Genomic DNA, 23,560 nt, shown 5'->3' on the forward strand with positions numbered 1-23,560 from the left:
CTTCTGAGACGGGCGCGTCCGCACAGTCGACTTGGCCACCGAACCGGGGTGGAGTTGTCCCCACCCCGCTCTGGGCCACGCGGGTCAGGGCGTCGTGGGAGCGGGGATTCCGGGGATCGCCGCGATGGTCAGGTCGGCCGAGCCCGGTTCGGCGCGCACCGCGGCGTGCTCGGCCGCGGCGTCGCCCGCGCCGACGAACGCCGTGGCGTGGCCGTCGCGGGCGTGCGCGACGGCGGCGCGCGCACCGGCTCCAGCGGAGTCGACGACCTCCGTCCGCGCACCCGGATGCAGCAGGTCGCGGACCTGGTCGAGGTCCCGCGCGCCGCCGATGACGGCGGCGGCGCGGCGGAGTTCGGCCTCGGCGCGCGGTGTCCGCAGGTCGGCGGGTCCGGGGCCGAGACCGACGACGGTGACCTGCCCGCGCGGGCGGATGCGGGCGGCGGCGACGGTGACCCCGTCCGCGACGAGCTTCGGCACCACCAGCTCGACCGCGATGTCGTTGCGCCCCAACGGGTTCCGATCCCCATGGGAGTCCGGCGCGGCGAGTTCCCCGGCCGCTCGCAGCGCGGCGGCTTCGGCGACGCTGGCGGTGCCCGTCTCCCGCAGCACCTCCGCGCTCGGGTTCGGCACCTCGACCTCGGCGAGCTCCGCCGCCGGGTACAGCCGCAGCGGCAGCTCCTCGGCGTCGGCGGAATGCCAGAAGCCCAGGTCCTGCACGGCGTCGAGAATGCCGCGCTCGTCGGCCTTCGACTCCGCCGTGGCGAACGCGCGGATCGCCCGCGGATCGAGCCCGTGCTCCCGGTCCAGCCGGGACATCAGCCCGGTCACGGCGGTGCGAGACACGCCGCGCACCGCACCGACGCCCACCACGAGCGTCGGCGGGATCAGCCGGACCGTTCGCTCCCCGAGCTCCCCGGTGGGCCGCCGGTCGTCGACCACGACCGTCCACTCCGGCTCGTCGCAGTGCGCCGAGACGTTCTCCGGCAGCGCGGGCAGCGGGAATCCGTGCGGGTTGACCAGTCGCACGTGCTCCTCGTCGGCGACCGACCGGGCACACCCGGCGAGATCACCGTCCACAGTGGCCGAGAGGTGGTCGACGAGCTCGTCCAGCGGGCTCACCGCCTCGCCCGCGGTCAGCACCGGGGTCCGGCCCAGCACCTCCGCGATCTGCGGCGCCACGGCCTGCGCGCCACCGGAGACGGTGACGGCGAACCGCTCGTCGACGCACACGACCTCCGGGTCGGTGCGCTCGTCGCGCAGCAGCGGCGCGATCAGCCGCACCGCCGCCCCGACCGGCAGGAACAGCACCACCACGTCCAGCGAGGACCACATCCGGCGCAGCGCCGGGCCCGGCCCGCCGTCGACGAGCATCGCGTCCGGCCCCCACCGCGCGGCGAGTTCGGTCGCCGTGCGCTGCTCCTGCCGGGAGCGCGGGAACAACCCGATCACGAGTCGGCCTTGCGGCGCCCGGACACCAGCACGACCGGCGCCGTGGGCTCCAGCTTCGAACCGCCGTCGGCGAGCTCCACGAGCCTGCTCGCGGCCAGCTGCACGCCGCGCACCTCGTAGCCCGCGGCCCGCAGCGCCTCCCGGGTGGGGCCGACCCGCTCCAGCTCCGTCAGCTCCACCACGATCCGGGCCGCGCCCGCGTGCGCGCACGCGGCGACGACGTCGCCGCCGCCCCCGCCGACGAACACCGCGTCCGGTTTCGGCAGCTCCCGCAGCGACTGCGGCGCGGCCTCCTCCTCGACCCGCACGTCCACGCCGTGCGCGGCGGCGTTGGTGATCAGCCGCACGACCTGGGCCTGGTCCGATTCGACCGCGATCGTCGCGGCGCCCAGCCGCGCGCACTCCACCGCGACCGAACCGGAGCCCGCGCCGACGTCCCAGACGAGCGTGCCGGGCCGCGCGGCGAGCTCCGCCAGGGCGACCGCGCGCACCTCCGAGGGAGTGACGTCGCCGTCGCGGTGCGAGAACTCGTCCTCGGACAGCGCCCAGCCCGACGCGGGCGGCAGCACCGCACCACCGGCGAGCCAGCCGCGAGCGCCGATCTCCTTCGGTTCCTCCGCGCACAGCACCACCGCGTCCGGGCGCCAGGTGCGCCGCGCGGCTTCCTCCGGGGTGACGGTGCTGATCTTCTCGGCGTCGCCGCCGAGGTCTTCGCCGACGACCAGGGTGCGCCGCCAGCCCGCGAGGCCGGAGGCGAGCTGCGCCGGGCCGGCGCCCGTCCCGCTGAGCACCAGCACCGCCGGGCGCGCCCGGCACAGGTTCAGCACCCGCGGCAGGTCCGCTTCGTCGGCCGCCGCGACCGGCACCTCGTCCCACGGCCTGCCCAGCCGGGCCATCAGCCGCGCCACGTTCGGAGCGGCGGGCGTGACCGCGCACCGCACCCCGCGCTCGCGCAATTCCCGCAGCACGCCGAAGAATCCGGGGTCGCCGTCGACGAGAACGACGCCGGTCTCCTCCCCGGCCAGCGAGGTCAGCGCGCCGACCGCCCGGCCCCACTGCTCCAGTTCCAGCGACCGGGCTTCCTGCGGGGCGTGCGCGTCCAGATGTCTGCGCGAGCCCACCACGAGCCGCGCCGACCGCAACACTTCGGCGGTGCCCGCGGGCAACTCCGCCCCGTCGACCCCGATCACCGTGACCGTCACGTCTTCCACCTCGTCCTGCCAGGCCGCTTCACCGGCCGGTCTCGCGGATCGCGAGCCCATCTCAGCTTGCCATGCCGGGTGAGCGCGCCGCGGCGAGCGTCCGGCGTCGCGGCGCCCTGCCGATCAGCTCGACGCGTCGCCCTTGTTCTTCGCCGATTTCGCCCCCGCCGCACGGGATTTGGCGCCCGCCGCCTTGGTCTGCGCCTTGGTCTGGGCCTTCGACTGGGACTTCGCCCGGGAGCGGGTCTTGGCCGTGGTGCGGGAGGTTCCGGTGGTGTTCGCCGCGGACGTGCGCGCGGTCTCCTGGGCGGCATCCTCCGTGGCCTCGGTCGCCGCTTCCGCGTCGGGCGCGGCTTCCGCTTCGGGCACGGCCTCCTGCTCGGCGGGCTCGTCGCGCACCACCGACAACGCGGCCCGCGCCGGGCGCGCGCTCTCCTCGTCGTCGACGGAAGCGGTGCCGACGTCGTCGAGCTGCGGGGCGAGCGCCGGTTCCGGTTGCGGCACGGGGATTCCCCCGGCCGGAGCCTCGGTCTCCTCCCCGCGCGAGTCGGCCACGGACTCCGCCGCGTCCGGCGTCCGCGCGGACTTGTCCGCGGCGCCGAACAGCTCCGGCTGCGCGGGATCCTCGGTGCGGCGCTGCCGGGACTGCGCCCGAGCGGCACCGCGGGCGGCCTCCTGCCACTCCCGCACCGCCCACCACGCGATGTTCGGCACGGCTGCACCGGTGCCGGTCTCGGCCGAGCCGGTCACGGCGTCGGCACCTGATGGCGCCGCCTCGGCCGCCCGCGCGACCGGTTCCGCCGCGCGCCGCGACGCCGGAGCCCGCTCGCCCGTCTCCGGCCGGTCGACGTCCGCGCCACCGGTTCCGACGTGGAACACCGCCGCGCCGCCCGGAACGTCCTCCTGGTCGGAACCGGACGGGGTCGCGCCGGTGTGCCGCCGCGCCGAGCGGTAGCCGCGGCGCCGCGCCGGGGAATCCGTCCGGCGATAACCGGATTCACCGTGCTGGCCCCGAGTCCTGCCCGTCCCGGCGCCGAGCGCCTTGCCGACGAGGAACAGCGCGGAGCGCCACAGCTTGCGCTGCTTGACCGCCTGCTCCAGCTCGCCGACGGTGGTGCTCAGCAGCACCTCGTCCGGCCAGCTCACCTTGTAGGCGACCAGCACCGGGACGTCGTCGGCGCAGCCGCCCGCGCGCAGTTCCTCGACCAGTTGCGCGGCGCGGGAGGCGGGCAGCGTCACCGCCATCGTCGTGCCGTGCCGGGCCAGTTCCCGCACCTGCTCGGCGTCGGCCGTCGCCGTCGAACCGCCGCCCAGCCGCGTCAGCAGCACCGACGGCGCCACCTCCGGCACCGTCAGCTCGCGGCCCACGGCGGCAGCGGCGGCGGAGAAGCCGTTGACGCCGGGCACGATCTCCACGTCCAGTTCCATCTTGGCGCAGGCGTCGTGCTGCTCCTGCACCGATCCCCACAGCGCCGGGTCACCGGCGTGCAGCCGCACGACGCGCAGCTTGTCGCGTTCCGCGCGGCGGTACACCTCCACGGCCTGCTCGTGGGTCAGCTGGGAGGAGTCGAGCAGTTCCGCGTCGGCGCTCGCGTGCTCGCGCACGCACTCGGGCGCGAGCACGCTGGCCGACCACACCACGACGTCGGCTTCGGCGATGCGTCGCGCGGCGCGGACCGTGATGAGGTCCGCGGCGCCTGGTCCGGCGCCGATGAACGAGATCCGCCCACTCACTGTTCGCTCTCCTCTTCCGCATCACCGCTACGGCCGTGCGCGCCGAACCGTCCACATCGGACATCGCCGAAGGGAGGGGCATCGGCCCGATGGCCAAGGAGGCGATGGCGTGGCCGGACCGGTGGCACCGGGCAGCACGTCGCCCACCGTGGCCGCGCAGGTGACGACCGTACCCGGTGATCGTGGCGCGCTCACACGGCCGTACCCGCACCGCCGGTCACGGTGCGCGAGCAGCTGGTCACGAACCGCGACACCGCCTCCGGCGTCCCCGCCGGATGGGTGTGCAGGTAGGAGGCGTGCAGCCCGCCGCGGACGAATCCCTCCGCCACCGCCGAGTCCGCGCGCCAGAACCACGCCGGGTCCGCGCCGTGGCCCGGATCGAGCCGGGTGCGGTGGAACTCGTGCCCGGTGAACCGCGCGCCGCGCACGCCCAGCACCGAATCCGCGGCGGCGACCGCGTCGCGGTAGCCCAGCGTCAGCCGCGGCGACATCTCGGCCCGCGCCGGGATCACCCCGCACAGCGGATGCCCGTCGAGCTCTTCCGCGAGGTAGAGCAGCCCGCCGCACTCGGCGTGGATCGGCGCACCGGTCGCGGCGAACCGGGTGATCTCCGCGCGCAGCGCCGCGTTCGCCGACAGCGCGGCGGCGTGCTGCTCCGGGAATCCGCCGGGCAGCACGAGCCCGCGAGCGCCCGCGGGCAGCGCCTCGTCGCGCAGCGGGTCGAGCACCGCCACCTCGGCACCGGCGGCGGTGAGCAGCTCGACGTGCTCGGTGTAGGCGAAGGTGAACGCGGGACCACCGGCCACGGCGATCACCGGGCGGTCCGCGACCGGTTCCACCTCGGCCGCCGCGTCCCAGGCCGGGCCGTCGAGCGCCGGGGCGCTGCGCGCCAGCGCGACCACCGCGTCCAGGTCCACCCCGGCCTCGACGGCGTCCGACATCGCCTCGACCGCCTCGGTGGCGGCACCGCCGTGCTCGGCCGCGGTGACCAGGCCCAGGTGCCGCGACGGCACGCTGAGCCCGCCGGTGCGCCCCAGCGACCCCAGCACCGGCAGCCCCACCGAGTCCGACGCGTCCCGCAGCACCTGCTCGTGGCGCGGCGAGCCGACCCGGTTGAGGATCACCCCGGCCAGCCGCACCCCCGGCTGGAAGCTGCGGAAGCCGTGCAGCAGCGCCGCGATGCTCTGCGACTGCCCCTGCGCGTCGACGACCAGCACCACCGGGGCGCGCAGCAGGCCCGCGACGTGCGCGGTGGAGCCGAACGCGGGCTCGTCACCGGGTCCGGGGCCGTCGATCTTGCCGTCGAACAGGCCCATCACGCCTTCGGCCACGGACAGGTCGGCGCCCGCGCTGCCGTGCCGGAACAGCGGCGCGATCCGCTCCTCCCCCACCAGCACCGGGTCCAGGTTCCGCCCCGGGAGCCCGGAGGCGACGTGGTGGTAGCCGGGGTCGATGTAGTCCGGCCCGACCTTGAACGGCGCCACCCGCAGCGACCGGCGGCGCAGCGCGCCGAGCAGCCCGGTCGCCACCGTCGTCTTGCCCTGACCGGAGCCGGGCGCGGCGATGACGACGCGCGGGCTCACCACTCGATGCCCTTCTGGCCCTTCTGGCCGGCGTCCATCGGGTGCTTGACCTTCGTGGTCTCCAGCACCAGGTCGGCCGCGTCGAGCAGCGCCTGCGGCGCGTTGCGCCCGGTGATCACCACGTGCTGGTGGCCGGGCCGGTCGCGCAGGGTCTCGACGACCTCGGCGACGTCGATCCAGCCCCAGTGCAGCGGGTAGGTGAACTCGTCGAGCACGTACATGCCGTGGCGTTCGTCGGCGATCCGGCGGGCGATCTCCTGCCAGCCCTCCAGCGCCGCCGCCGCGTGGTCCTCTTCGGAGCCCTGCTTGCGCGCCCAGGACCAGCCCTCGCCCATCTTGTGCCACTCGACGGGGCCGCCTTCACCGGTCTCCTCGTGCAGCCTGCCGAGCGCGCGGAACGCGGCCTCCTCGCCGACCTTCCACTTCGCCGACTTCACGAACTGGAACACGCCGATCGACCAGCCCTGGTTCCAGCCGCGCAGCGCGAGTCCGAACGCGCTGGTCGACTTCCCCTTCATCTCCCCGGTGTGCACGATCAGCAGCGGACGGTTGCGCCGCTGCCGCGTGGTCAACCCGTCTTGCGGAACAGAACTCGGCTTTCCCTGAGGCATGGGCTCAGACCCTAGGCCACCTCGGTCGGGCGCCGGACCGGCTGTCGCGGACCTCACCGTCTCCGGTCGGCTCGAAAACGCCTCGCAGCAACCGTTTTCCGGCCCACCGGCGGCGAATCGCGCGTCGGCCGGATTGGAGCCGACCGACATCGGTGGACTGCTGAGACGCGCTCACCGACGGGTCGTCCCGGTGCGAAAAAAAGCGCCCCCGCGCTCGACCGACCTGGGGGTCATCGGGAGCGCGAGGGCACTTCGTGGTCCACCCCTGGGGGTCAGGTGGACGAGGAAGAGCTTACCAACTACGCCGGGATATTCCTACTCCGCCCGGACCGGGTCGTAACCGAATCGGAATCAAGCGGCCCGAGCGGCGGTGTCGCGGGCCGCGCGCACGACCCCGGCGACGGCGTCGGCGGAGAGCTCCTCCAGCCGCAGGCAGGCCCCGCCGAGTGCGGTGGCGACCTGGCCGGCGAGGCCGAGGCGCACCATGCCCTGCTCGCAGTCGACCACCACCGACGCCACGCCGAGCCCGGCGAGCAGGCCCGCCGCGCGCATCGAGTCCCGCACCGCCTGCTGCGCCCTGGCGCGCCCGGTTCCGCCGCCACCGGCGGGAACCGTGGACTTGCCGTCGGTGAGCAGCACCAGCAGCGGACGCCTGCGCGGGTCGCGGGTGCGCTCGGTGGTCACGACCTGGCGGACCTTGAGCAGCCCGGTGGCCAGCGGCGTGCGGCCACCGGTGCGCAGGTCCCGCATCCGGGTGGCGGCGATCTCCACCGACGACGTGGGCGGCAGCGCGAGCTCGGCGTCCTCGCCGCGGAAGGTCACCACGCCGACCTTGTCCCGGCGCTGGTAGGCGTCACGCAGCAAGGAGAGCACGGCGCCGCTGACGGCGGACATGCGTTCGCGGGCGGCCATCGAGCCGGAGGCGTCGACGGCGAACAGCACGAGGTTGCCTTCGCGGCCTTCGCGCACCGACTTCCGGACGTCCCCGCGGTGCAGGACCAGTCCGGGGCCGCTGCGCCCGCGCGCCCGCTGGTGCGGGGCCGCCGCGATCAGCGTGGACGGCAGATGCACCCCATGTCCGTCCACTGTGGAGGATCGGACGGTCTGGCCGCTGCGGGACCGGGCGCGGGAACGCCTGCCGGGAGCGCCTTCGCCGACCCCGGGGACTTCGAGCAACCGAGCCCGGAACGCCGGTGCGGGCGCGGCCGGGGGCTTGCTCGCGGGAGCCCGACCGTTTCCGTCGTCCTGCCGCGAGCCGCCGTCGCCGTTCGGCGCGGGCGCCTCCGGCGGGGTCTGCGCCTCGCCACCGCCCGGCCCGTCCGGGCCGTCGTCCGGTCCGCCGTCGGGGGCACCGCCGCCGGGCCCGCCCGGCCCGTCGTCGGGACCGTCCGGCGGTTCCTCCCCGCCGTCGTCCTGCGCGGAACCCCGGTCGTCGCCCGGCTGGTCCTGCGCGTGCTGGGCGGCGTCGTTGAGCGCCTGCTGCAGCTGATCCTCTTCGACGCCGGGCTCGTCGAACGGGTCGCGGCGCCGCCGGTGCGGCAGCGCCAGCCGGGCCGCGGCCTCCACGTCCGATTCGGCCACGGCGTCCGCGCCGCGCCACGCGGCGTGCGCCACGGCGGTCCGGGCCAGCACCAGGTCCGCGCGCATGCCGTCCACGTCGAACGACGCGCACAGCGCGGAAATGCGCCGCAGCTCCGCGTCGGGCAGCCGCACCGACTCCACCCGGGACCGCGCCTCGGTGATCCGCCGCGCCAGGTCGGCGTCCGCGTCGGCCCACCGCGCCGCGAAACCCGCCGGGTCCGCCTCGAACGCGAGCCGCCTGCGCACCACCTCGGTGCGCGTCGCCACGTCGCGCGACGCCGCGACCTGCACGGTGAGCCCGAACCGGTCGAGCAGCTGCGGACGCAGCTCGCCCTCCTCCGGGTTCATGGTGCCCACCAGCAGGAACGAGGCCGCGTGCGTGACCGACACGCCTTCGCGCTCCACGTGCGCGCGGCCCATCGCCGCCGCGTCCAGCAGCAGGTCCACGAGGTGGTCGTGCAGCAGGTTGACCTCGTCGACGTAGAGCACGCCGCGGTGCGCCGCCGCCAGCAGACCGGGCTGGTAGGCGCTGACGCCCTCGGTCAGCGCGCGTTCCAGGTCGAGCGAGCCGACGAGCCGGTCCTCGGTGGCGCCGACCGGCAGCTCGACCAGTTCCGCGGGCCGCCGCACCCCGGTGATCTCGGCGTGCGGGCCGTCCGGGCACTGCGGGTCGGGCCGGTCCGGGGCGCAGCCGAAGCGGCAGCCGGGCACGACGTCCAGCGCGGGCAGCAGCGACGCCAGGGCGCGCACCACCGTCGACTTCGCGGTGCCCTTCTCGCCGCGCACCAGCACACCGCCGATGCGCGGGTGCACCGCGTTCAGCAGCAGCGCCAGCCGCAGGTCGTCGTGCCCGACCACCGCGGTGAACGGGAAGCGCGGGCTCGCGGGAGCAGTCATGCCAGGTGTTCCTTCCTCGGGTCTCGGACGCCCCGATGTCGGCTGCGCCAAGGCGAGGCAGTGTCCTGACTCCCGGATCAACGCGGGACCCCGGCCTTCCCAGGCAGCAGCGTTCGCCGACGCGCCCGGTGGCTCGCGAGGGAGGCCCGCTCCCCGGTCACAGTGGCGCCGACCGTGCCGGACTCGCACCGGCTTCCTGACCTGCCTTGGCTGGGACCAGCGTGCATCGTCGCAGATCACGGACGGCCGAGGAACAGCCGCGACGGGCTCAGCGCAGCGAGCCGGGGTATCGGTGCATGTCGACGTGCGGGATGCCGTCTTCGAGATACTCCTCACCCGAGGGTTCGAACCCGAAGCCGCGGTAGAACTCCAGCGCGTAGGTCTGCGCCGACAGCGTCGCCGGGGCGCGCTGGATCTCGGCGAGCGCGGCGCGCATCAGCTTGCGCCCGAGGCCGAGACCGCGGGCCTCCTTCGCGGTGGCGACGCGGCCGATGCGGAAGGTGCCGTCGGGGTCTTCGAGCAGCCGCAGGTAGCCGAGCACGTACCCGTCGGCGGAGTCGATCCAGAAGTGCCGAGTGCTGTTCTCCAGGTCCCGGCCGTCGAGCTCCGGGTACGGGCAGCTCTGCTCGACCACGAACACGTCCACGCGCAGGCGGAGCATGCGGTAGAAGTCCTCAGCGTCGAGGTCGGCCGTGTAGGCGCGGTGGACTGCGGTGGCGAGCGGTTGCAGGGTCACCATCACGGGATATCACATTCCGGCTACGACACCTGCGGTCACCTGCGGCGGAAGTAGCGCAGACCACGTCCTGCGCCCGGCCCGCGCGCGGCCGCGGAAATCGGGAAGTGCAGCGCACGAACGCGCCTCGGCCACCCGAAGCGGACATTCCCGATGAACAGGTCGGCTCCGCCCGAGAACGACGGCGCGCCGGACGTCCCATCCACCGGGACGACCACCTCCGTTCAGAGCCGGGCCGCGACGTCCGAGGAGACCGCCGCGATCCGGGTGTACACGCCGGGCGTGCCGGGCCGCCCGCATCCGGTGCCGTAGGACACGACGCCGATCAGCCTGCCGTCGGTGACGAGCGGCCCGCCGGAGTCCCCGGCGCACGCGTCCCGGCCGCCTTCCGGCGCTCCCGCGCACACCCGCGTTCCCGGTTCGTAGTCGGAGTACGCGGCCCGGCAGTCCGCGTCGGAGCTGATCGGCACCTCGGCGGAGCGCAGCACCTCCGAGGACGAGCCGGTCTCGGCGGTGCGCCCCCAGCCGTAGACCCGGGCCTGCTTGCCCGGCCGGTACGGCTCGGCGTCCCCGGGTTCGGCCATCGGCAGCGGCTGCTGCGCGGCGGGAGCGGTCAAGGTCAGCACCGCCACGTCGTATCCCTCGGTGACGTCCCGGAATTCCGGGTGCACCCACACGCCCCCGACCGCGCCGTCGGTTCCCCCGGTGTCGCGCAGGTCCGCCCGGCCGGTGATCGCGCGCAGCGCCGCGGGGTCGCGGCCGTCGACGCAGTGCGCGGCGGTGACGACCTTGATCGGCGTGACGAGGGTGCCGCCGCAGAACTGGTGCCCCGCGTCGTCGGTCAGCGCCACCGCCCACGGCGCCGCGCCCTCTTCAGCGCCGCCGAGGACCCGCTCCTGAGCGGGGTCGGCCCCGGCCGGAGCGCCCAGCGCGGTCAGCGCCGCGGCCAACGCGGAGGCGCCGGCGGCGAAGCGGGCCGGCGAACGCCGCGGCGGGCGGGAGTGGTCGGACACGACGGCCTCCAAGACTCGCACCGCTGATCGGAGGTGATCAACGCGTTCGGCGGCACACGGTAGCGGCCCGGTCACCGAGAGATCAGGAGGGCGAGCTCACATGGGCTCGCAAGAATTTTTCGTTAATATAGTTGTTGACGGGAAAAACTACGGAGCACTTGCGCGGCCGATCGCCGTTCGTCCCGTAGCCCCGTCCACGATCCTCGGGAGTCCGCGACGACGCGGACCCGAGATCACCCCCGATCCGGTGAAACCTTCGACCGGTGGGCCCATCCGCCCACCGGCCACCTTCGTGCGCGCACGACCTGCGCGACGACTCGATCAAGGAGCGAACACGTCATGCTGCTGGACTTCACGACCCTGCCGGCGTTCCTGCTCGCCAGTGCAGTGGTGGTGCTGACACCTGGGGTGGACGCGTTCCTGCTGCTGCGGACCTCACTGCGGCAAGGCATCGGCGCCGGCCTGCGCGCCCTGCTCGGCATCCACACCGCGAGCATCCTGCAGGTGGCACTGGTGATCTGCGGCCTCGGCACGCTGATCACGAACAACCCCGCGGTGCTGGCCACCCTCAAGTGGGCCGGAGCCGCATACCTGGTCTACCTCGCGGTCATGATCGTGCGAGGCCTGTGGCTGACCCGCAAGGAGACCGGCGACGGCCTCGAAACGGGCAGCACCACCGACCGCCCGTACCTGCAAGGCCTGCTGAGCAACATCACGAACCCGAAGATGCTCCTGTTCAGCCTGGCCTTCCTGCCCCAGTTCGTGGGCGCCGCGACGGCCCCCACCCTGCAACTGGTCCTGCTGGGCGCGGTCTTCCTCGTGCTCGCCGCGATCTGGGAAGTCACCATCGTCCTCGCCGCGGCGCGCATCGCCGACCGCCTCCGCCGCCCCAAGATCGCCCGCTCCCTCGACATGATCAGCGCAGCAGCCTTCTTGACCATCTCGGTCGGCCTCGTCACGACCTGACGCCCTCGGTAGCCGCGTGGTCTCGCTCGGCTCCACCCCCAACGACCGTGCTTTGCGGCGAAGCCGTGCAGTGGACGAGCGAAGCGAAGTCTGCCTCGCGGCCGAAGGCCGTGCCTGTATTCGCGCAGCGAATAGCCCACGTCACAAAGCCGACCACCGGCGGGTTCTCAGTCGGTCTCTCGCGAGGACAGCTTTTTCCCTCGTGGCGGAGCCACTCGGGAAAAAGATCCCGCAGCGAGAGACCGACTGAGGTTCCGCTACCCGGACACCCCAGCAACACCAGCCGTGGAAGCAATCCTGAAACCCGACCTTCCACACACCACCGCAACCACACGCCCAAACCCGGGAAGGCTCTAAAACCCGACCCCACACGCCAAGCCGCGCGAGACTCCACAACCCGCCCCCGCACCAAGCAGAGCACTGCTTTCCTGGTGCTGCAGACGCAGCAAGGCCGGGGCACCCGGCGTGCGCCCCGGCCTTGCCTCCCCGACTACCCGTGTGATCAGCCCAGCTGGGCCTGCACCTCTTGTTGATAGGTGCTCACGCGGGTGTACACGCCCGGAGTCCCCGGCCGGGCGCAGCCGTTGCCCCACGAGACGATGCCGATGAGGCGCCCGTCGGCGACGAGCGGTCCGCCGGAGTCGCCTTGGCAGCTGTCCTCGCCGCCTTCGGGCAGACCCGCGCACACCATCGCGTCGGGGTTGTACTGCCCGCCGTAGGCCCGCGAGCAGTCCTGATCGCTGGTGATGGGCGGGTGCGCTTGGAGGAGGGTGCGGGACGGTCCGCCGCCTTCTTCGGTGGTCCCCCAGCCGAGCACGGTGGTCGCCGCTCCCGGCGCGTAGAGCGCGTTGTCCTGCTGGGTGGCCAGGGGCAGTGGTGTCTGCGGCAGCTCCCGGTCGACGGTGAGCACCGCGATGTCGGAACCGGTGCTGGCGCTCTGGTATTCCGGGTGCACCCAGACGGTGCGGACTTCGGCTTCGACGCCCTCGTCGGTCGTCTTGTCGTCGCGCCCGGCGACGACGGTGATCTGCCGTGGTGCTCCGCCGGTGACGCAGTGCGCCGCGGTGACGACCTTGTTCTTGGCGGCGATGGTGCCGCCGCAGAACTGGTTGCCGCCGGAGTCGGTGAGGTAGACGACCCACGGGTATTCGGTGGTGCTCGCGGGCTCCCCGCCGACGATCTTGGTGGTGGGGGCACCGGACGTCGGCTCGGACGCCGTGGTGTCCGCCCCGGCCGGGGCGGTGATCGCGACCGAGGCCAGCGCCGCCGCGGTGAGCGCTCCCGACACCGACCACCACCGGGTTCGCCTGCGCAGAGTGTGTGTCATCCCGCTCTCCATCCCCCGGAGCCCCTGCGGCGCGGTCGGGGCGACCGGCCCGCCTCCGGCTCGTGACAGTGTCGCGGAGAGAGCCGATCACGGCGCGGTGATCGTCCACAACGGCCGATCGTTGTTACCTGATCAGGTGATATATCGGGAGAAAACCCCTCACCCAGACCAGCACATTCAGTCCACTTCGGACAGTTCGGGCGCGGTCGCCGGAGCTCGCCCCACGCCTGAGAGCGACGGTCTCGAGCAGCCGCTCGGGCCACCGACCTGACCCCGGCCGCGCGATCGACCCGCCGCTGCGACCGACCGGAGATCACCCGCACGGCGCAGCGGATCACCGGGACGCAGTAGCCGACCGGACTCCGGGCGATCGGCACCGGATGATCTCGACGGGCGTCGCGGGAACCGCCGCGCACCAGAGCGGCGTCAGTAGTCCTTGAGGACTTCGCGGATGAGGTCGGCGGCGGCGTCGGGGGCGAGGGCCGCGTGCACGATGTCGCGCAGCACGCCCCGATAGGAACTCACCGTTCGCTCGGAATCCAGGAAGGCGGAGGCGTGGTGGTTCTCCACGTAGACGATGTCCGGCTCGCCGTCATATTCCAAAAGCAGAAATGCACCCTGCAATCCGGGATAGGCGCCGACCGAACGCGGCACGATCCGCAGGCACACGTGATCCGATTCCATCATCACCAGCAGATGCAGCAGCTGCCGCTTCATCACTCCCGGACCGCCGATCGGGCGGCGCAACGCCGATTCCTCCAGCACCGAGTGGAACAGCGGAGCGCGCGATCGGCTCAGAATGATCTGCCGCGCCATCCGGGTCGCGATCAAGTCGTCCAGTTCGTCTTCGGACCGCCCCGGTTCCATACCGGAGATGACGGCGCGCGCGTATTCGGCGGTCTGCAGCAGGCCGGGGATCAGCATCGGTTCGAAACTGTGCATCCGGACCGCTTTGCCCTCGTAGTCCAGGAAGTCCCGCCAGCGCGCCGGAGCCGCGGCGGGGCGCTGCCACCAGGCGGAGCGGCCCGCGTTGCGCGCCAGCTCTGCGAGGGCGGCGCGTTCCCGTTCGCCCACCTCGTAGAGCCGCAGCAACGCGGTGACGTCGTCGAGCTGCACGCCGCTGGCCCCGGTCTCGATCCGACTGATCTTGCTGCCCGACACGCCGAGCCGGGCGCCCGCAGCGGTGCAGCTGAGCCCGGCGCGTTCCCGATGACGGCGGAGCTCGGCGGCCACCTGGCGCGAACGGACCGACGTGTGACGATTTCCCGGCATGACTGCGCTATCCCCCAGCATCGACATCCCCCGAACCGGCATCGGCGAAATCCGGGCTTCGCCGGTACCGATGTCGGCAGAACATTGGGCACGTGCACCACCGGTTCGACGGGCCGCTTTCCGGCCGCCGACGAATCCGGCGGACCGATTCTCGCATTCGCGGATCCGAGACGTTTTTGCGGTACCGCCCGCAGAACGGTCGATCCTCGCATTGGTCGGCCCGTGCGGAAATTGTCCCGACCCGTCCGGGCCGTGGTCGCCTACACCGAGATCGGTGTGCACGATGACCATGATCCCGAGCCGGACCGGCACCGACAATAACTCGATCAAGTGAATACTTGCACGGGTTGCATCAGCGGTGTCACCGCCCGTCGCGGGCGGCGCCGCGCGGGCCCGCGCACGGCCCCCACTAGGCTGCGGCCGGGCGGTGCTGATGATCGTCCAGCACCCCGCGCCGTCGAGGAGGAGACCGAATGAGCCTGCAACGCCCGATCGACCCGGACCCGTACTCGCTGCTGCCCGAGGTCCCTTCGTTCACCCTCACCTCGAAGGACGCGCCCACCGACGAGCAGCTCGCGCTCGACCACGTCTACAGCGGCATGGGCGCCGGTGGCCGCAACCGCTCCCCGCAGCTGAGCTGGGAGGGCTTCCCCGCCGAGACGCGGAGCTTCGTGGTCACCTGCTTCGACCCGGACGCCCCGATCCCCGGCGGTTTCTGGCACTGGACGCTGGTGGACGTGCCCGCCGACGTCACCGAACTGCCCACCGGCGCCGGCTCCGCGACCGGCTCGGGCGTGCCCGCGGGCGCGTTCCAGGTGCCCAACGACCTCGGCGAGCGCGCCTACGCGGGCGCTGCGCCGCCGCCCGGCGACCGGCCGCACCGCTACCTGTTCGCCGTGCTCGCGCTGGATGTTCCGCAGCTCGGGGTGAACGACCAGGTCACGCCCGCCGTCGTCAACTTCACCGCGCTCAACCACACGCTGGCCCGCGCAGTGCTGTCCACCACGTACGCGCACTGACCCGAAGCGGCCAGAACTCCTCAGCAACGATCTCGCGCCACTCAAGGCGAGCAGCGTTCTCCACCCAGCGGAGATCAGTGTCATGTCAGCGGCGAAGCCGCTGAGCAGCGACCACCCTGCCCACCGGCACCGCCGCGGGTTCTCAGTCGTCTTCTCGCGAGGACAGCTTTTTCCCTCGTGGCGGAGCCACTAGGGAAAAAGATCCCGCAGCGAGAAGACGACTGAGGTTCCGCCACCCGACCCCCAAGCAAGAAGCCCCAAGAAACATTCCCCACGGGAGGGTGTGGTGCACGTTCGGGTGCTGCCCGCGGTGGCCGCCGTCGTGGTGGCGGTGGCCTTGGTGGTGCTGCTGTTCGTGCCCTACGTCGCGCGGGAGCACCGCAGGCGCGGTGAACTGCGGCCCGGCACGTTGCTGCTGTTCCTGGCAGCGGTGCTCTACGCGCTCGGCCTGGTCGCCTACGTGCTGGTGCCGCTGCCGCCGGTGGGGCCGGGCTTCTGCGACGTCTTCGGGGAGCTGCGCCCGCAGTGGCGCCCGTTCGCCGGGTTCGACGGGCTCCGGCGGCCGGGCGACTGGGCGGAGCTGACCGGGTTGCTCGCCGATCCCGCGGTGCAGCAGTTCGGGTTCAACATCGTGCTGTTCGTGCCGCTGGGCATGTTCGTGCGGCACCTGCTGCGCGAGGGGTTCGGCGGGACCGTGCTCGCCGGGTTCATGGTGTCGCTGGGGGTGGAGCTCACCCAGATCACCGGGATCTGGTTCCTGTACCCGTGCCCGTACCGGCTGTTCGACGTCGACGACCTGATGGCGAACACCTTCGGCGCGCTGGTGGGCGCGCTGCTGGCCCGGGTCCTGCGGCTGGTGCCGGGCCAGCACAGCGGCACCGAGCCGGGTTCGCCGCGCCCGGTCGGGACCTACCGCAGGCTGCTCGGGATGGGCTGCGACGTGCTGCTGCTGTGGTGGCTCGGCGTGGCGCTGGCGCGCGGCGCGGATCTGCTGCTGCGGCTCGGCGGTGTGCGTCTCGATCCGGCGGCGCAGGTCTGGGTGGAATCCGCCGCGCTGTGGTTCGTCCCCGCCGTGCTGCTGCTGATCGCCACCGCCGCGGGCCGCGGCAGCACGCTCGGCCAGCACGCCGTGCTGCTGCGCTGCGTCGAGGACGGGAGCGGGGTCGAGGACGGGCGCGGGCCCGCCGTGCGCCGCGTGCTGCTGCGCTGGCTGGCGGGCCTGGGCGGGTTCGCGCTGGTGGAAGGCCTGATCAACGTGGTGTGGCCGGTGGCGGGCACCGCGTTCGCGGTGGCCTGGTTCGCGGTGCACGCGCTGTCGGTGCCGCGCAGCCACCACCACCGGGGGCTCACCGGTTCGTTGACGGGCACCGACGTCGTGGACTCCCGAGCGCTCAACGCGCCGGCGGAGTGACCACAGGCGCGTTGACCGCTGTTCCGCCCGATCACGCGGCGGCGGGGTCCTGCTCGACCGGCTGCTGCTGAGCGGGCCCGTTGCCGGGGCCGCGTGCGCTGGAGCGGCCGAACACGAACCACAGCACGCAGCCGAGCACCGGCGCCATCACCACGATCAGCGCCCACACGGCCTTCGTGGCGCTGTCGGTCTCGGACCGGAAGATGCTCACGAGCGCGCCGATGAACAGCGCGAGGAAGCCGAGCGCGACGAGTCCGAGCCCGATGAGGAACAGGATGCTCCAGATCGTCTCGGGCGGGTTGTCGGCGGCGGTCTGGGCGAGGGCGAGCTGGGCGTTCAACATGGTTTCTTCCTCTCGATCGGGGTGGCGGCGCGGACGCCGCCGGAAGTCGCGGAGCGGTCGGGGGTCAGTGAGCGAAGCGTTTGCGGGCGTCGGAGCGGCCGACCACGAACCAGAGCAGGCTGCCGAGGAACGGCGCCAGGAACGCGAGCACGATCCACACGAGCTTCATCCCGCCGGACAAGCCGGAACCGAGGATGCTGATCAGCGCCGCGATGAACAGGACCGCGAACGCGGCGACCACCGCGAGCACGCCGCCGGTGAGCACCCACGCGCCGACCTGTTCCCCGGTGCTCGCGGCGAGCGCCGAGTGCTGCGCGATCAAGGACTTCATGGGGAGAGCTCCGTTCCTCGTTGGTCAGCGGGTTCCGTGCCGCCGATGAGATCCATGTTGTCCCGCGACGGGGTCCCCGCACGTCAGCACTTCGGGCCGAGCCGACTTGGCGGAAAGTCGTACGACACCGTGCCCTGAAGCGGGACGTCCCGCATGCCCGCTGCGGAGAACTCTGGTGGCCGGGAAAGGAGCCACACCATGATCACTGCGCAAGGGCTGACCAAGCGGCACGGGAGCACGACGGTCGTCGACGACCTCTCGTTCACCGTGCGGCCGGGCGTCGTCACCGGATTCCTCGGGCCCAACGGGGCCGGGAAGTCCACCACCATGCGGCTGATGCTGGGCCTCGACCACGGTCGCGGGCGCACCACGTTCGGCGGGCGGACCTACGGGGAGCTGGCGGATCCGCTGCGCACCGTCGGGACGCTGCTCGACGCGGGTGCCGCGCATCCGGCTCGGACCGCGCGCGACCACCTGCGGATGGTCGCCGCGAGCACCGGTATCCCGGACTCGGAGGTCGATCGGGCGCTCGCGGCGGTGGGGCTGGAGTCGGCGCGGTCGCGGCGCGCGGGGAAGTTCAGCCTCGGCATGCGCCAGCGGCTCGGGCTCGCCACCGCGCTGCTCGGCGACCCGGAATATCTGATCTTGGACGAGCCGGCGAACGGCCTCGATCCGGAGGGGGTGCACTGGATGCGGCGGTTCCTGCGCGGCCTGGCCGCCGAGGGGCGCACCGTGTTCGCGTCCTCGCACCTGCTCTCGGAGATGTCGCAGCTCGCCGACGACCTGGTCGTGATCGGCGGCGGCAGGTTGATCGCCGCGGCGTCGGTGCCTGACTTCATCGCGCGGCACGCGCCGAGGGGCACGTTGGAGGACGCGTACCTGGCCGCGACGTCGGCGACCGTCCAGTACCGGGGATACGAGAGGAACGCGGCATGAACCTGCGCTACGACACCCACCACGACCCGCGCGGCGTGGACGGCCCGACCGTGCGGCACGAACCGGTGCGCCCGGCGCCACCACGTCCCGGATCGCGCGATTCCTCCGGAGCACGACCGGGTTTCGGCGCTGCGCTGCGCTACGAGTGGACCGGTCTGCGGACGTTGCGCGCCCCGTGGCTGCTGGCCGGGGCGGCGCTGCTGCTGCAAGTGCTCGTAGCCGTCTACACCATGACCAAGGACCTCAGCGCGGCCGAGGCGTTCGACCAGTCCTTCGCGCTGACGCCGAAGCTGGCGGCGCTGCTGGTCGCGGCGATCGGCGTGAACGTGTTCGCCACCGACTACCGGAACAAGACGATCACCACCACGCTGCTGGCGGTGCGCTCGCGCACCCACGTGGTGCTGGCGAAGACCGCCCTCACCGCGGCGGTGGGCGCGGTGGTCTCGCTCGCCGCGGTGGCGATCACCTACGTGCTGCTGCGGCCCGGTGATCTCGCGATGGTCTCGACCGTCGGCGCCGGATTGCTGCTCTACGTGGTGCTCTCGGCGCTGTTCGGGCTCGCGCTGGCCGGGTTGACCAGGAGCTCCGCCGTCGCGCTCAGCGCGGTGCTGCTCGTGCCGCTGCTGCTGGAGCCCATGCTGGTGCTGGCCTCGCGCCTCGAACTCGCGGCGCTGCCCTTCGCCGCCACCGCGCAGCTGTTCCAGAACCCGGACGCGGCGAGCTGGTGGATGCCGCTGCCGCTGCTGGGGATCACGGCCGCGTTGTCGGTGGCCACGACGGTGCTGCTGTCCCGGCGGGATGCGTGATGTCGCTCGCCGAGACCGACCCCTACCTTGGTCGGGTGCGTGAAAACGGGAAGTGGGCCGCTCGGCTGGCCTTGTGGGACGGCAAGTTCCGATCGCTGCTGCTGGATCTGCTGATCGCGTTCCTCGCGGTGGCCACGCCGGACGATCCGGCGGTCTGGCAGCAGTGGGTGCTGATCCCCGGCAACGCGGCGCTGTTCGGCGCGATGCTGCTGCGCAGGCGGTTCCCGCTGGTCGCGGTCGCGGCCGCCTCGGCCCACTCGCTGCTGGTGGGTACCGACGGCGGGGCCACGGGCATGGTGGTCGCGATGTACACGCTGGCCAGTCGCCGCGGGCCGACTTCGGTCACGTGGATCGGCGCCGGGATCGTCGCCGCTTCGCACGTGGTGCGGGTGCTGCTGCCGGGCAACGGGGCGCTGTGGTCCGACGGCCCGTTCACGGTGGCGCTGGGCGTGCTCGCCGGGTTCGCGATGATCGCGGCGCTGCCGCTGCTGCTCGGGTTGTGGCTCTACTCGCGCAGGGACCTGCTGACGAGCCTGCGGGAACGCGCGGTGCAGGCCGAGCGGGAGCGGGATCTGCTGGCGGAGCGCGCGGTCACCGCCGAGCGGCGGCGCATCGCCCGCGAGATGCACGACGTGGTGGCCCACCGGGTCAGCGTCATCTCGTTGCAGGCGGGGGCGTTGACGATGACGGCCACCGACCAGCGCACCGAGGAGGTCGCCGAGGTGATCCGGGTGTCCAGCTCGGCCGCGCTCAGCGAGCTGCGGGAGATGCTGCGGGCGCTGCGCGACGATGCCGAGAACCCCGGTGGCGACCACGCGGCACCGTCCTTGGACGGGTTGCGGGACCTGGTCGAGGATTCGGTCGCGGCGGGCGCGGACATCGCGCTGGACATGCCGCAGGAGTTGCCGGAGACCTCCGCGGTGGTCGGTCGCGCCGCGTACCGCGTGCTGCAGGAGGCGTTGACGAACGCGGGCAAGCACGCCCCCGGTTCGCCGGTGCGCGCCGAGATCCTCGCCGCCGCCGACGGCCTGGTGGTGGAGGTGACCAACCAGCGCGGCGCGGGCACGACGGTGGTGGAGGGCTCCGGCTACGGCCTGATCGGCATGCGGGAGCGGGTCACCCTCGCGGGCGGCACCTTGCAGGTCGGCCGCACCGACGACGACGGCTACCGGGTGCGGGCCGCGTTCCCGGTGCTGGAGGGCGCGAACGCATCCTGACCGTCCACAGAGGAACGTGACCGCGCTGTCCGGTTCCGGGACACCTTGAGGAGACCGGGACCGGGCTGGATACCGTGGGACGGCAACGTCGTCGGGCGCGGGGAGTCACGTGGGCATCAGGGTGGTCCTGCTGGAGGACGAGGAACTGGTGCGCGGTGGCATCCGCCTCATCCTCGAATCGGATCCGGGCATCGAGGTGGCGGCGGAAGCCCCGGACGGCTCGGGTGTGGTCGAACTGGTCGCCAAGCACCGGCCGGACGTGGTGCTCACCGACATCCAGATGCCCCGCGTCGACGGCCTGGAGGTGACCAAGCGGGTCACCGCGCTGCCCGAGGCGCCCGCCGTGCTGGTGCTGACCACGTTCGACGTCGACGAGTACGTGCACGCCGCCCTGCAGGCCGGGGCTTCCGGGTTCCTGCTCAAGGACACGCCGCCGCGCGAGCTCGCCGCCGCCGTGCACACCGTGGCCTCCGGCGAGGCGATGCTCTCGCCGCGGATCACCAAGCGGCTGCTGGGCACGTTCGCCGCGGGCAAGGGAAGCTCCGACGCCCGCGGCAAGATGGACCAGCTCACCCCGCGCGAGCGGGAGGTGGCGATCGCCGTGGCGCAGGGCCTGAGCAACGCGGAGATCGCCGCGCACCTCTACATGAGCGCCTCCACCGTGAAAGTCCACATCGGACGGATCATGGGCAAGCTCGGCGCCTCGAACCGCACCCAGGTAGCCATCGTCACCCACGACGCAGGTCTAGCCTGACCCGCCGCCGGAACGGCCCGCGCGGCGGGCCTCATCACCTTTTCCTTGATCCTGTCCTTCCAGGTGAGCGGCGTTGTGGGTCTTTGTCCTGTCAGCGGCGAAGCCGCTGAGCAGCGACCACCAAAGCAAAAAGACCACCCGCGGGTTCTCAGTGGCTTCCTCGCGAGGACAGCTTTTTCCCTCGTGGCGGAGCCACTCGGGAAAAAGATCCCGCAGCGAGGAAGCCACTGAGGTTCCGCCACCTGACCCATCACTCAAGCCGAGATCAAAGACAACCGCTCAACCGCTCCCCCGAGGCACCACCAGGCCTGATTCGTAGGCGATGACCACTGCCTGCGCCCGGCTGGACACGCCGAGCTTCGTCATCGCCCGGTTCACGTGGGTCTTCACGGTGCCTTCGCTGACGACGAGGTGTTCGGCGATCTCGGCGTTGGTGGCGCCGGTCGCGATCAGCCGCAGCACGTCCAGTTCCCGCCGGGTGAGCGTGGACAGCTGCGACGGGATCCCCGAGTTCGGCGGCGGCACCCGCATGTAGGTCTCCACCAAACGCCGGGTGATGGTGGGGCCGAACAGCATCCCGCCGTCGGCGACGGTGCGCACCCCGGTGATCAGCGTTTCCGGCGGGCTGTCCTTGAGCAGAAAACCCGACGCGCCCGCCCGCAGCGCCGAGTACACGTAGTCGTCCAGGTCGAACACGGTCAGCACCAGGATTCCCGGTCGCGGCGGTTCGGCCTCGGCGAGGATCCGCTCGGTGGCGCCCACCCCGTCCAGCTCGGGCAGCCGCAGGTCCATCAGCACCACGTCGGGGCGCAGTTCCTTCGCCAGCGCCACGGCTTCGCGGCCGTTCGCGGCTTCGCCGACGACGTCGATGCCGGGGGTGGCGCGCAGCAGCGCGGCGAACCCGGCCCGCAGCAGGTCCTGGTCGTCGACGATGAGGACACCGGTCATGCCGCCGCTCCCGGTCCGGTCAGTCCCCGGAGCGGGGAATGCGCAGCGTCACCTGGAAACCGCCCTCGGGGCGGCGCCCCGCTTCGACGGTGCCGCCGTACATCTTCGCCCGTTCGCACATGCCGATCAAACCGTGCCCGGATGGCCTGCTGCTGTTCGGGGCGGGTGCGCCTTCGTTGCGGACGAGCACGGTCACGGCGTCGGCGTCGTGGCGCACGACGACTTCGGCGGTGGCCGACGGGGCGTGCTTGAGCACGTTGGTCAGCGCTTCCTGCACGACGCGGTAGGCGCACAGCTCGGCGCCCGGGGACAGGGCTCGCGGTTCGCCTTCGGTGCGCAGCCGCACCGCCACTCCGGAGGACCGGACCCGTTCCAGCAGCACCGGGAGCTCGTCGAGCCCGGGTTGCGGCAGGAACCGGGTGTCGGCGTCGGGCTGCTCCAGGCTGGGCCGCAGCACCCGCAGCAACCTGCCGAGTTCGTCGAGGGAGCTGGTGGTGGTCGCCGAGATCGTGTTCAGCGCCTCGCGGGCCGTTTCCAGGTCGGAGTCCAGCACGTAGCGCGCGAGGCTCGCCTGCACGGACACGACGGACAGGTGGTGGGCGACGACGTCGTGCAGTTCGTGGGCGATGCGCATTCGCTCCTCGGTGACGGCGCGCTCGGCCTCCAGGTCCCGTTCGTGGCGTAACCGTTCGGCCTGTTCGCCGCGCACCCGGATCGCGTAGCCCAGGACGACCGCGATGACGGCTTGGGTGGAGCCGAACAGAATCCCGGCGAACGAATCGGCCGACAACGCGAAGTCGGCGATGCCGTAGGCGACCCCGCCGCTGACCACCGCGATCACGGCGGCGGCGACGGGCACGGACCGGCCCAGCGGGTGGCGCACCGCCACGGTGTAGATCGCGACCAGCGGGCCGAGCAGCCCGAGGGAGGTCTTGCAGCCGGAGCCGTAGAACGTGGTCAGCGCGAGCGCGACGACCACCAGCACCGGCATCGGGTACCGCCTGCGCAGCACCAGCGGTGCCGCGCCGAGCACGGCCGCGGTGTACGCGACGGGGCCGGGGTCGCCGCTGTGGAGCACGTCGGCCGGCGCGATGCCCAGCAGCGCGACGTAGGTGACGAAGCCCGCCAGCACCGCGTCCGCCAGGTACGGGTACCGCTGCGGCCACGCGGTCCAGCGAGCTGAGTTCACCGTGCGAACCTAGCCGCCGCGGGAACCCGGTCCCGTCGTCGGGACCGGCGCTCGGCACCTCGACCGATCTTCCGGGATCCCACCCGAATTCATGTGGTAGACCTGCGTTCGCAGTCGCTCCAGCGGTGATCTCCGCTAACTTTTTGGTGGGTTCCTACAAAACCTCGGCTCCGGCATGCGCCGGGTCGGACATTGGTGCACCACCCGTTGACGGAGCAGGGTGTAGGTAGGTGCA

General features: G+C 72.7%; 20 protein-coding genes, 1 pseudogene and 1 riboswitch. Of the genes and pseudogenes, 7 read left to right on the forward strand and 14 right to left on the reverse strand.

What is annotated here, in order from left to right; translation table 11 throughout:
- Window positions 1–84: 84 nt before the first annotated feature.
- The 8 genes from BJ969_RS21910 to BJ969_RS21945 form a co-directional block, all read right to left on the reverse strand.
- A complete protein-coding gene (locus BJ969_RS21910; RefSeq protein WP_184481598.1) occupies window positions 85–1,449 on the reverse strand; it encodes a cobalamin biosynthesis protein in 1,365 nt (454 codons plus the stop codon).
- Entirely contained in the window at window positions 1,446–2,651 is a 1,206-nt protein-coding gene (locus tag BJ969_RS21915; RefSeq protein WP_184481600.1) for an SAM-dependent methyltransferase, read from the reverse strand. The genes BJ969_RS21910 and BJ969_RS21915 overlap by 4 nt, the downstream gene beginning before the upstream one ends.
- Before the next feature lie 123 nt (window positions 2,652–2,774).
- Window positions 2,775–4,385 (reverse strand): SAM-dependent methyltransferase, encoded by a 1,611-nt coding sequence (locus BJ969_RS21920; protein WP_184481602.1) that lies wholly within the window; start codon window positions 4,383–4,385, stop codon window positions 2,775–2,777.
- A 191-nt stretch (window positions 4,386–4,576) separates the two neighbouring features.
- Window positions 4,577–5,968: a cobyrinic acid a,c-diamide synthase CobB gene (locus tag BJ969_RS21925; protein WP_184481604.1), complete on the reverse strand. Its 1,392-nt coding sequence runs from the start codon at window positions 5,966–5,968 to the stop codon at window positions 4,577–4,579.
- Window positions 5,965–6,579 (reverse strand): cob(I)yrinic acid a,c-diamide adenosyltransferase, encoded by a 615-nt coding sequence (gene cobO, locus BJ969_RS30310; protein WP_184481606.1) that lies wholly within the window; start codon window positions 6,577–6,579, stop codon window positions 5,965–5,967. Before cobO ends, BJ969_RS21925 begins: the two co-directional genes overlap by 4 nt.
- A 351-nt stretch (window positions 6,580–6,930) precedes the next feature.
- The gene (locus BJ969_RS21935) at window positions 6,931–9,057 is read right to left on the reverse strand and encodes a putative cobaltochelatase (protein WP_184481608.1); all 2,127 of its coding nucleotides are present in this window, start codon (window positions 9,055–9,057) and stop codon (window positions 6,931–6,933) included.
- Between the two features lie 58 nt (window positions 9,058–9,115).
- Window positions 9,116–9,256, reverse strand: a riboswitch (cobalamin riboswitch).
- 69 nt (window positions 9,257–9,325) lie between these two features.
- The gene (locus tag BJ969_RS21940) at window positions 9,326–9,796 is read right to left on the reverse strand and encodes a GNAT family N-acetyltransferase (protein WP_184481610.1); all 471 of its coding nucleotides are present in this window, start codon (window positions 9,794–9,796) and stop codon (window positions 9,326–9,328) included.
- 221 nt (window positions 9,797–10,017) lie between these two features.
- Window positions 10,018–10,806, reverse strand: a complete 789-nt coding sequence (locus BJ969_RS21945) for a trypsin-like serine protease (protein ID WP_184481612.1) — start codon at window positions 10,804–10,806, stop codon at window positions 10,018–10,020.
- Window positions 10,807–11,145: 339 nt separating this feature from the next.
- On the opposite strand from BJ969_RS21945, the gene BJ969_RS21950 reads away from it, so the two are divergent.
- Window positions 11,146–11,772 (forward strand): LysE family translocator, encoded by a 627-nt coding sequence (locus BJ969_RS21950; RefSeq protein WP_184481614.1) that lies wholly within the window; start codon window positions 11,146–11,148, stop codon window positions 11,770–11,772.
- A gap of 502 nt (window positions 11,773–12,274) precedes the next feature.
- On the opposite strand, the gene BJ969_RS21955 is transcribed toward BJ969_RS21950, so the two are convergent.
- Entirely contained in the window at window positions 12,275–13,099 is an 825-nt protein-coding gene (locus tag BJ969_RS21955) for a S1 family peptidase (RefSeq protein ID WP_184481616.1), read from the reverse strand.
- 426 nt (window positions 13,100–13,525) lie between these two features.
- Window positions 13,526–14,683, reverse strand: a complete 1,158-nt coding sequence (locus BJ969_RS21960; protein WP_343071723.1) for a helix-turn-helix domain-containing protein — start codon at window positions 14,681–14,683, stop codon at window positions 13,526–13,528.
- Window positions 14,684–14,844: 161 nt separating this feature from the next.
- On the opposite strand from BJ969_RS21960, the gene BJ969_RS21965 reads away from it, so the two are divergent.
- Window positions 14,845–15,390, forward strand: a complete 546-nt coding sequence (locus BJ969_RS21965; RefSeq protein WP_184481618.1) for a YbhB/YbcL family Raf kinase inhibitor-like protein — start codon at window positions 14,845–14,847, stop codon at window positions 15,388–15,390.
- A 286-nt stretch (window positions 15,391–15,676) separates the two neighbouring features.
- Window positions 15,677–16,801, forward strand: coding sequence for a VanZ family protein (locus BJ969_RS21970; RefSeq protein WP_184481620.1), 1,125 nt, complete (start codon window positions 15,677–15,679; stop codon window positions 16,799–16,801).
- A gap of 31 nt (window positions 16,802–16,832) precedes the next feature.
- Here the strand turns inward: BJ969_RS21970 and BJ969_RS21975 are convergent, their stop codons facing one another.
- Window positions 16,833–17,144: a PLD nuclease N-terminal domain-containing protein gene (locus tag BJ969_RS21975; protein WP_184481622.1), complete on the reverse strand. Its 312-nt coding sequence runs from the start codon at window positions 17,142–17,144 to the stop codon at window positions 16,833–16,835.
- A 64-nt stretch (window positions 17,145–17,208) separates the two neighbouring features.
- The gene (locus BJ969_RS21980; protein WP_184481624.1) at window positions 17,209–17,475 is read right to left on the reverse strand and encodes a PLD nuclease N-terminal domain-containing protein; all 267 of its coding nucleotides are present in this window, start codon (window positions 17,473–17,475) and stop codon (window positions 17,209–17,211) included.
- Window positions 17,476–17,673: 198 nt separating this feature from the next.
- Between BJ969_RS21980 and BJ969_RS21985 the strand changes: the two are divergent.
- From BJ969_RS21985 to BJ969_RS22000, 4 genes and pseudogenes are all read left to right on the forward strand, one after another.
- Window positions 17,674–18,321 (forward strand): annotated as a pseudogene (locus BJ969_RS21985) (ATP-binding cassette domain-containing protein); the annotation flags it as partial.
- Between the two features lie 86 nt (window positions 18,322–18,407).
- Window positions 18,408–19,217 carry an ABC transporter permease gene (locus tag BJ969_RS21990; protein ID WP_221315908.1) on the forward strand — a complete coding sequence of 270 codons (810 nt, stop codon included), beginning with the start codon at window positions 18,408–18,410 and terminating at the stop codon, window positions 19,215–19,217.
- A 35-nt stretch (window positions 19,218–19,252) separates the two neighbouring features.
- A complete protein-coding gene (locus tag BJ969_RS21995; protein ID WP_343071535.1) occupies window positions 19,253–20,434 on the forward strand; it encodes a sensor histidine kinase in 1,182 nt (393 codons plus the stop codon).
- A 109-nt stretch (window positions 20,435–20,543) separates the two neighbouring features.
- Complete coding sequence (locus BJ969_RS22000) at window positions 20,544–21,188, forward strand: response regulator (RefSeq protein WP_184481630.1); 645 nt, start codon at window positions 20,544–20,546, stop codon at window positions 21,186–21,188.
- A 279-nt stretch (window positions 21,189–21,467) separates the two neighbouring features.
- Here the strand turns inward: BJ969_RS22000 and BJ969_RS22005 are convergent, their stop codons facing one another.
- Together BJ969_RS22005 and BJ969_RS30895 are read right to left on the reverse strand one after the other, a co-directional pair.
- Complete coding sequence (locus BJ969_RS22005) at window positions 21,468–22,136, reverse strand: response regulator (protein ID WP_184481632.1); 669 nt, start codon at window positions 22,134–22,136, stop codon at window positions 21,468–21,470.
- Between the two features lie 19 nt (window positions 22,137–22,155).
- Window positions 22,156–23,325, reverse strand: coding sequence for a histidine kinase (locus BJ969_RS30895; protein ID WP_184481634.1), 1,170 nt, complete (start codon window positions 23,323–23,325; stop codon window positions 22,156–22,158).
- Window positions 23,326–23,560: the final 235 nt, after the last annotated feature.

The organism is Saccharopolyspora gloriosae, from assembly GCF_014203325.1.
In the GTDB taxonomy this organism is placed as follows: Bacteria; Actinomycetota; Actinomycetes; order Mycobacteriales; family Pseudonocardiaceae; genus Saccharopolyspora_C; species Saccharopolyspora_C gloriosae.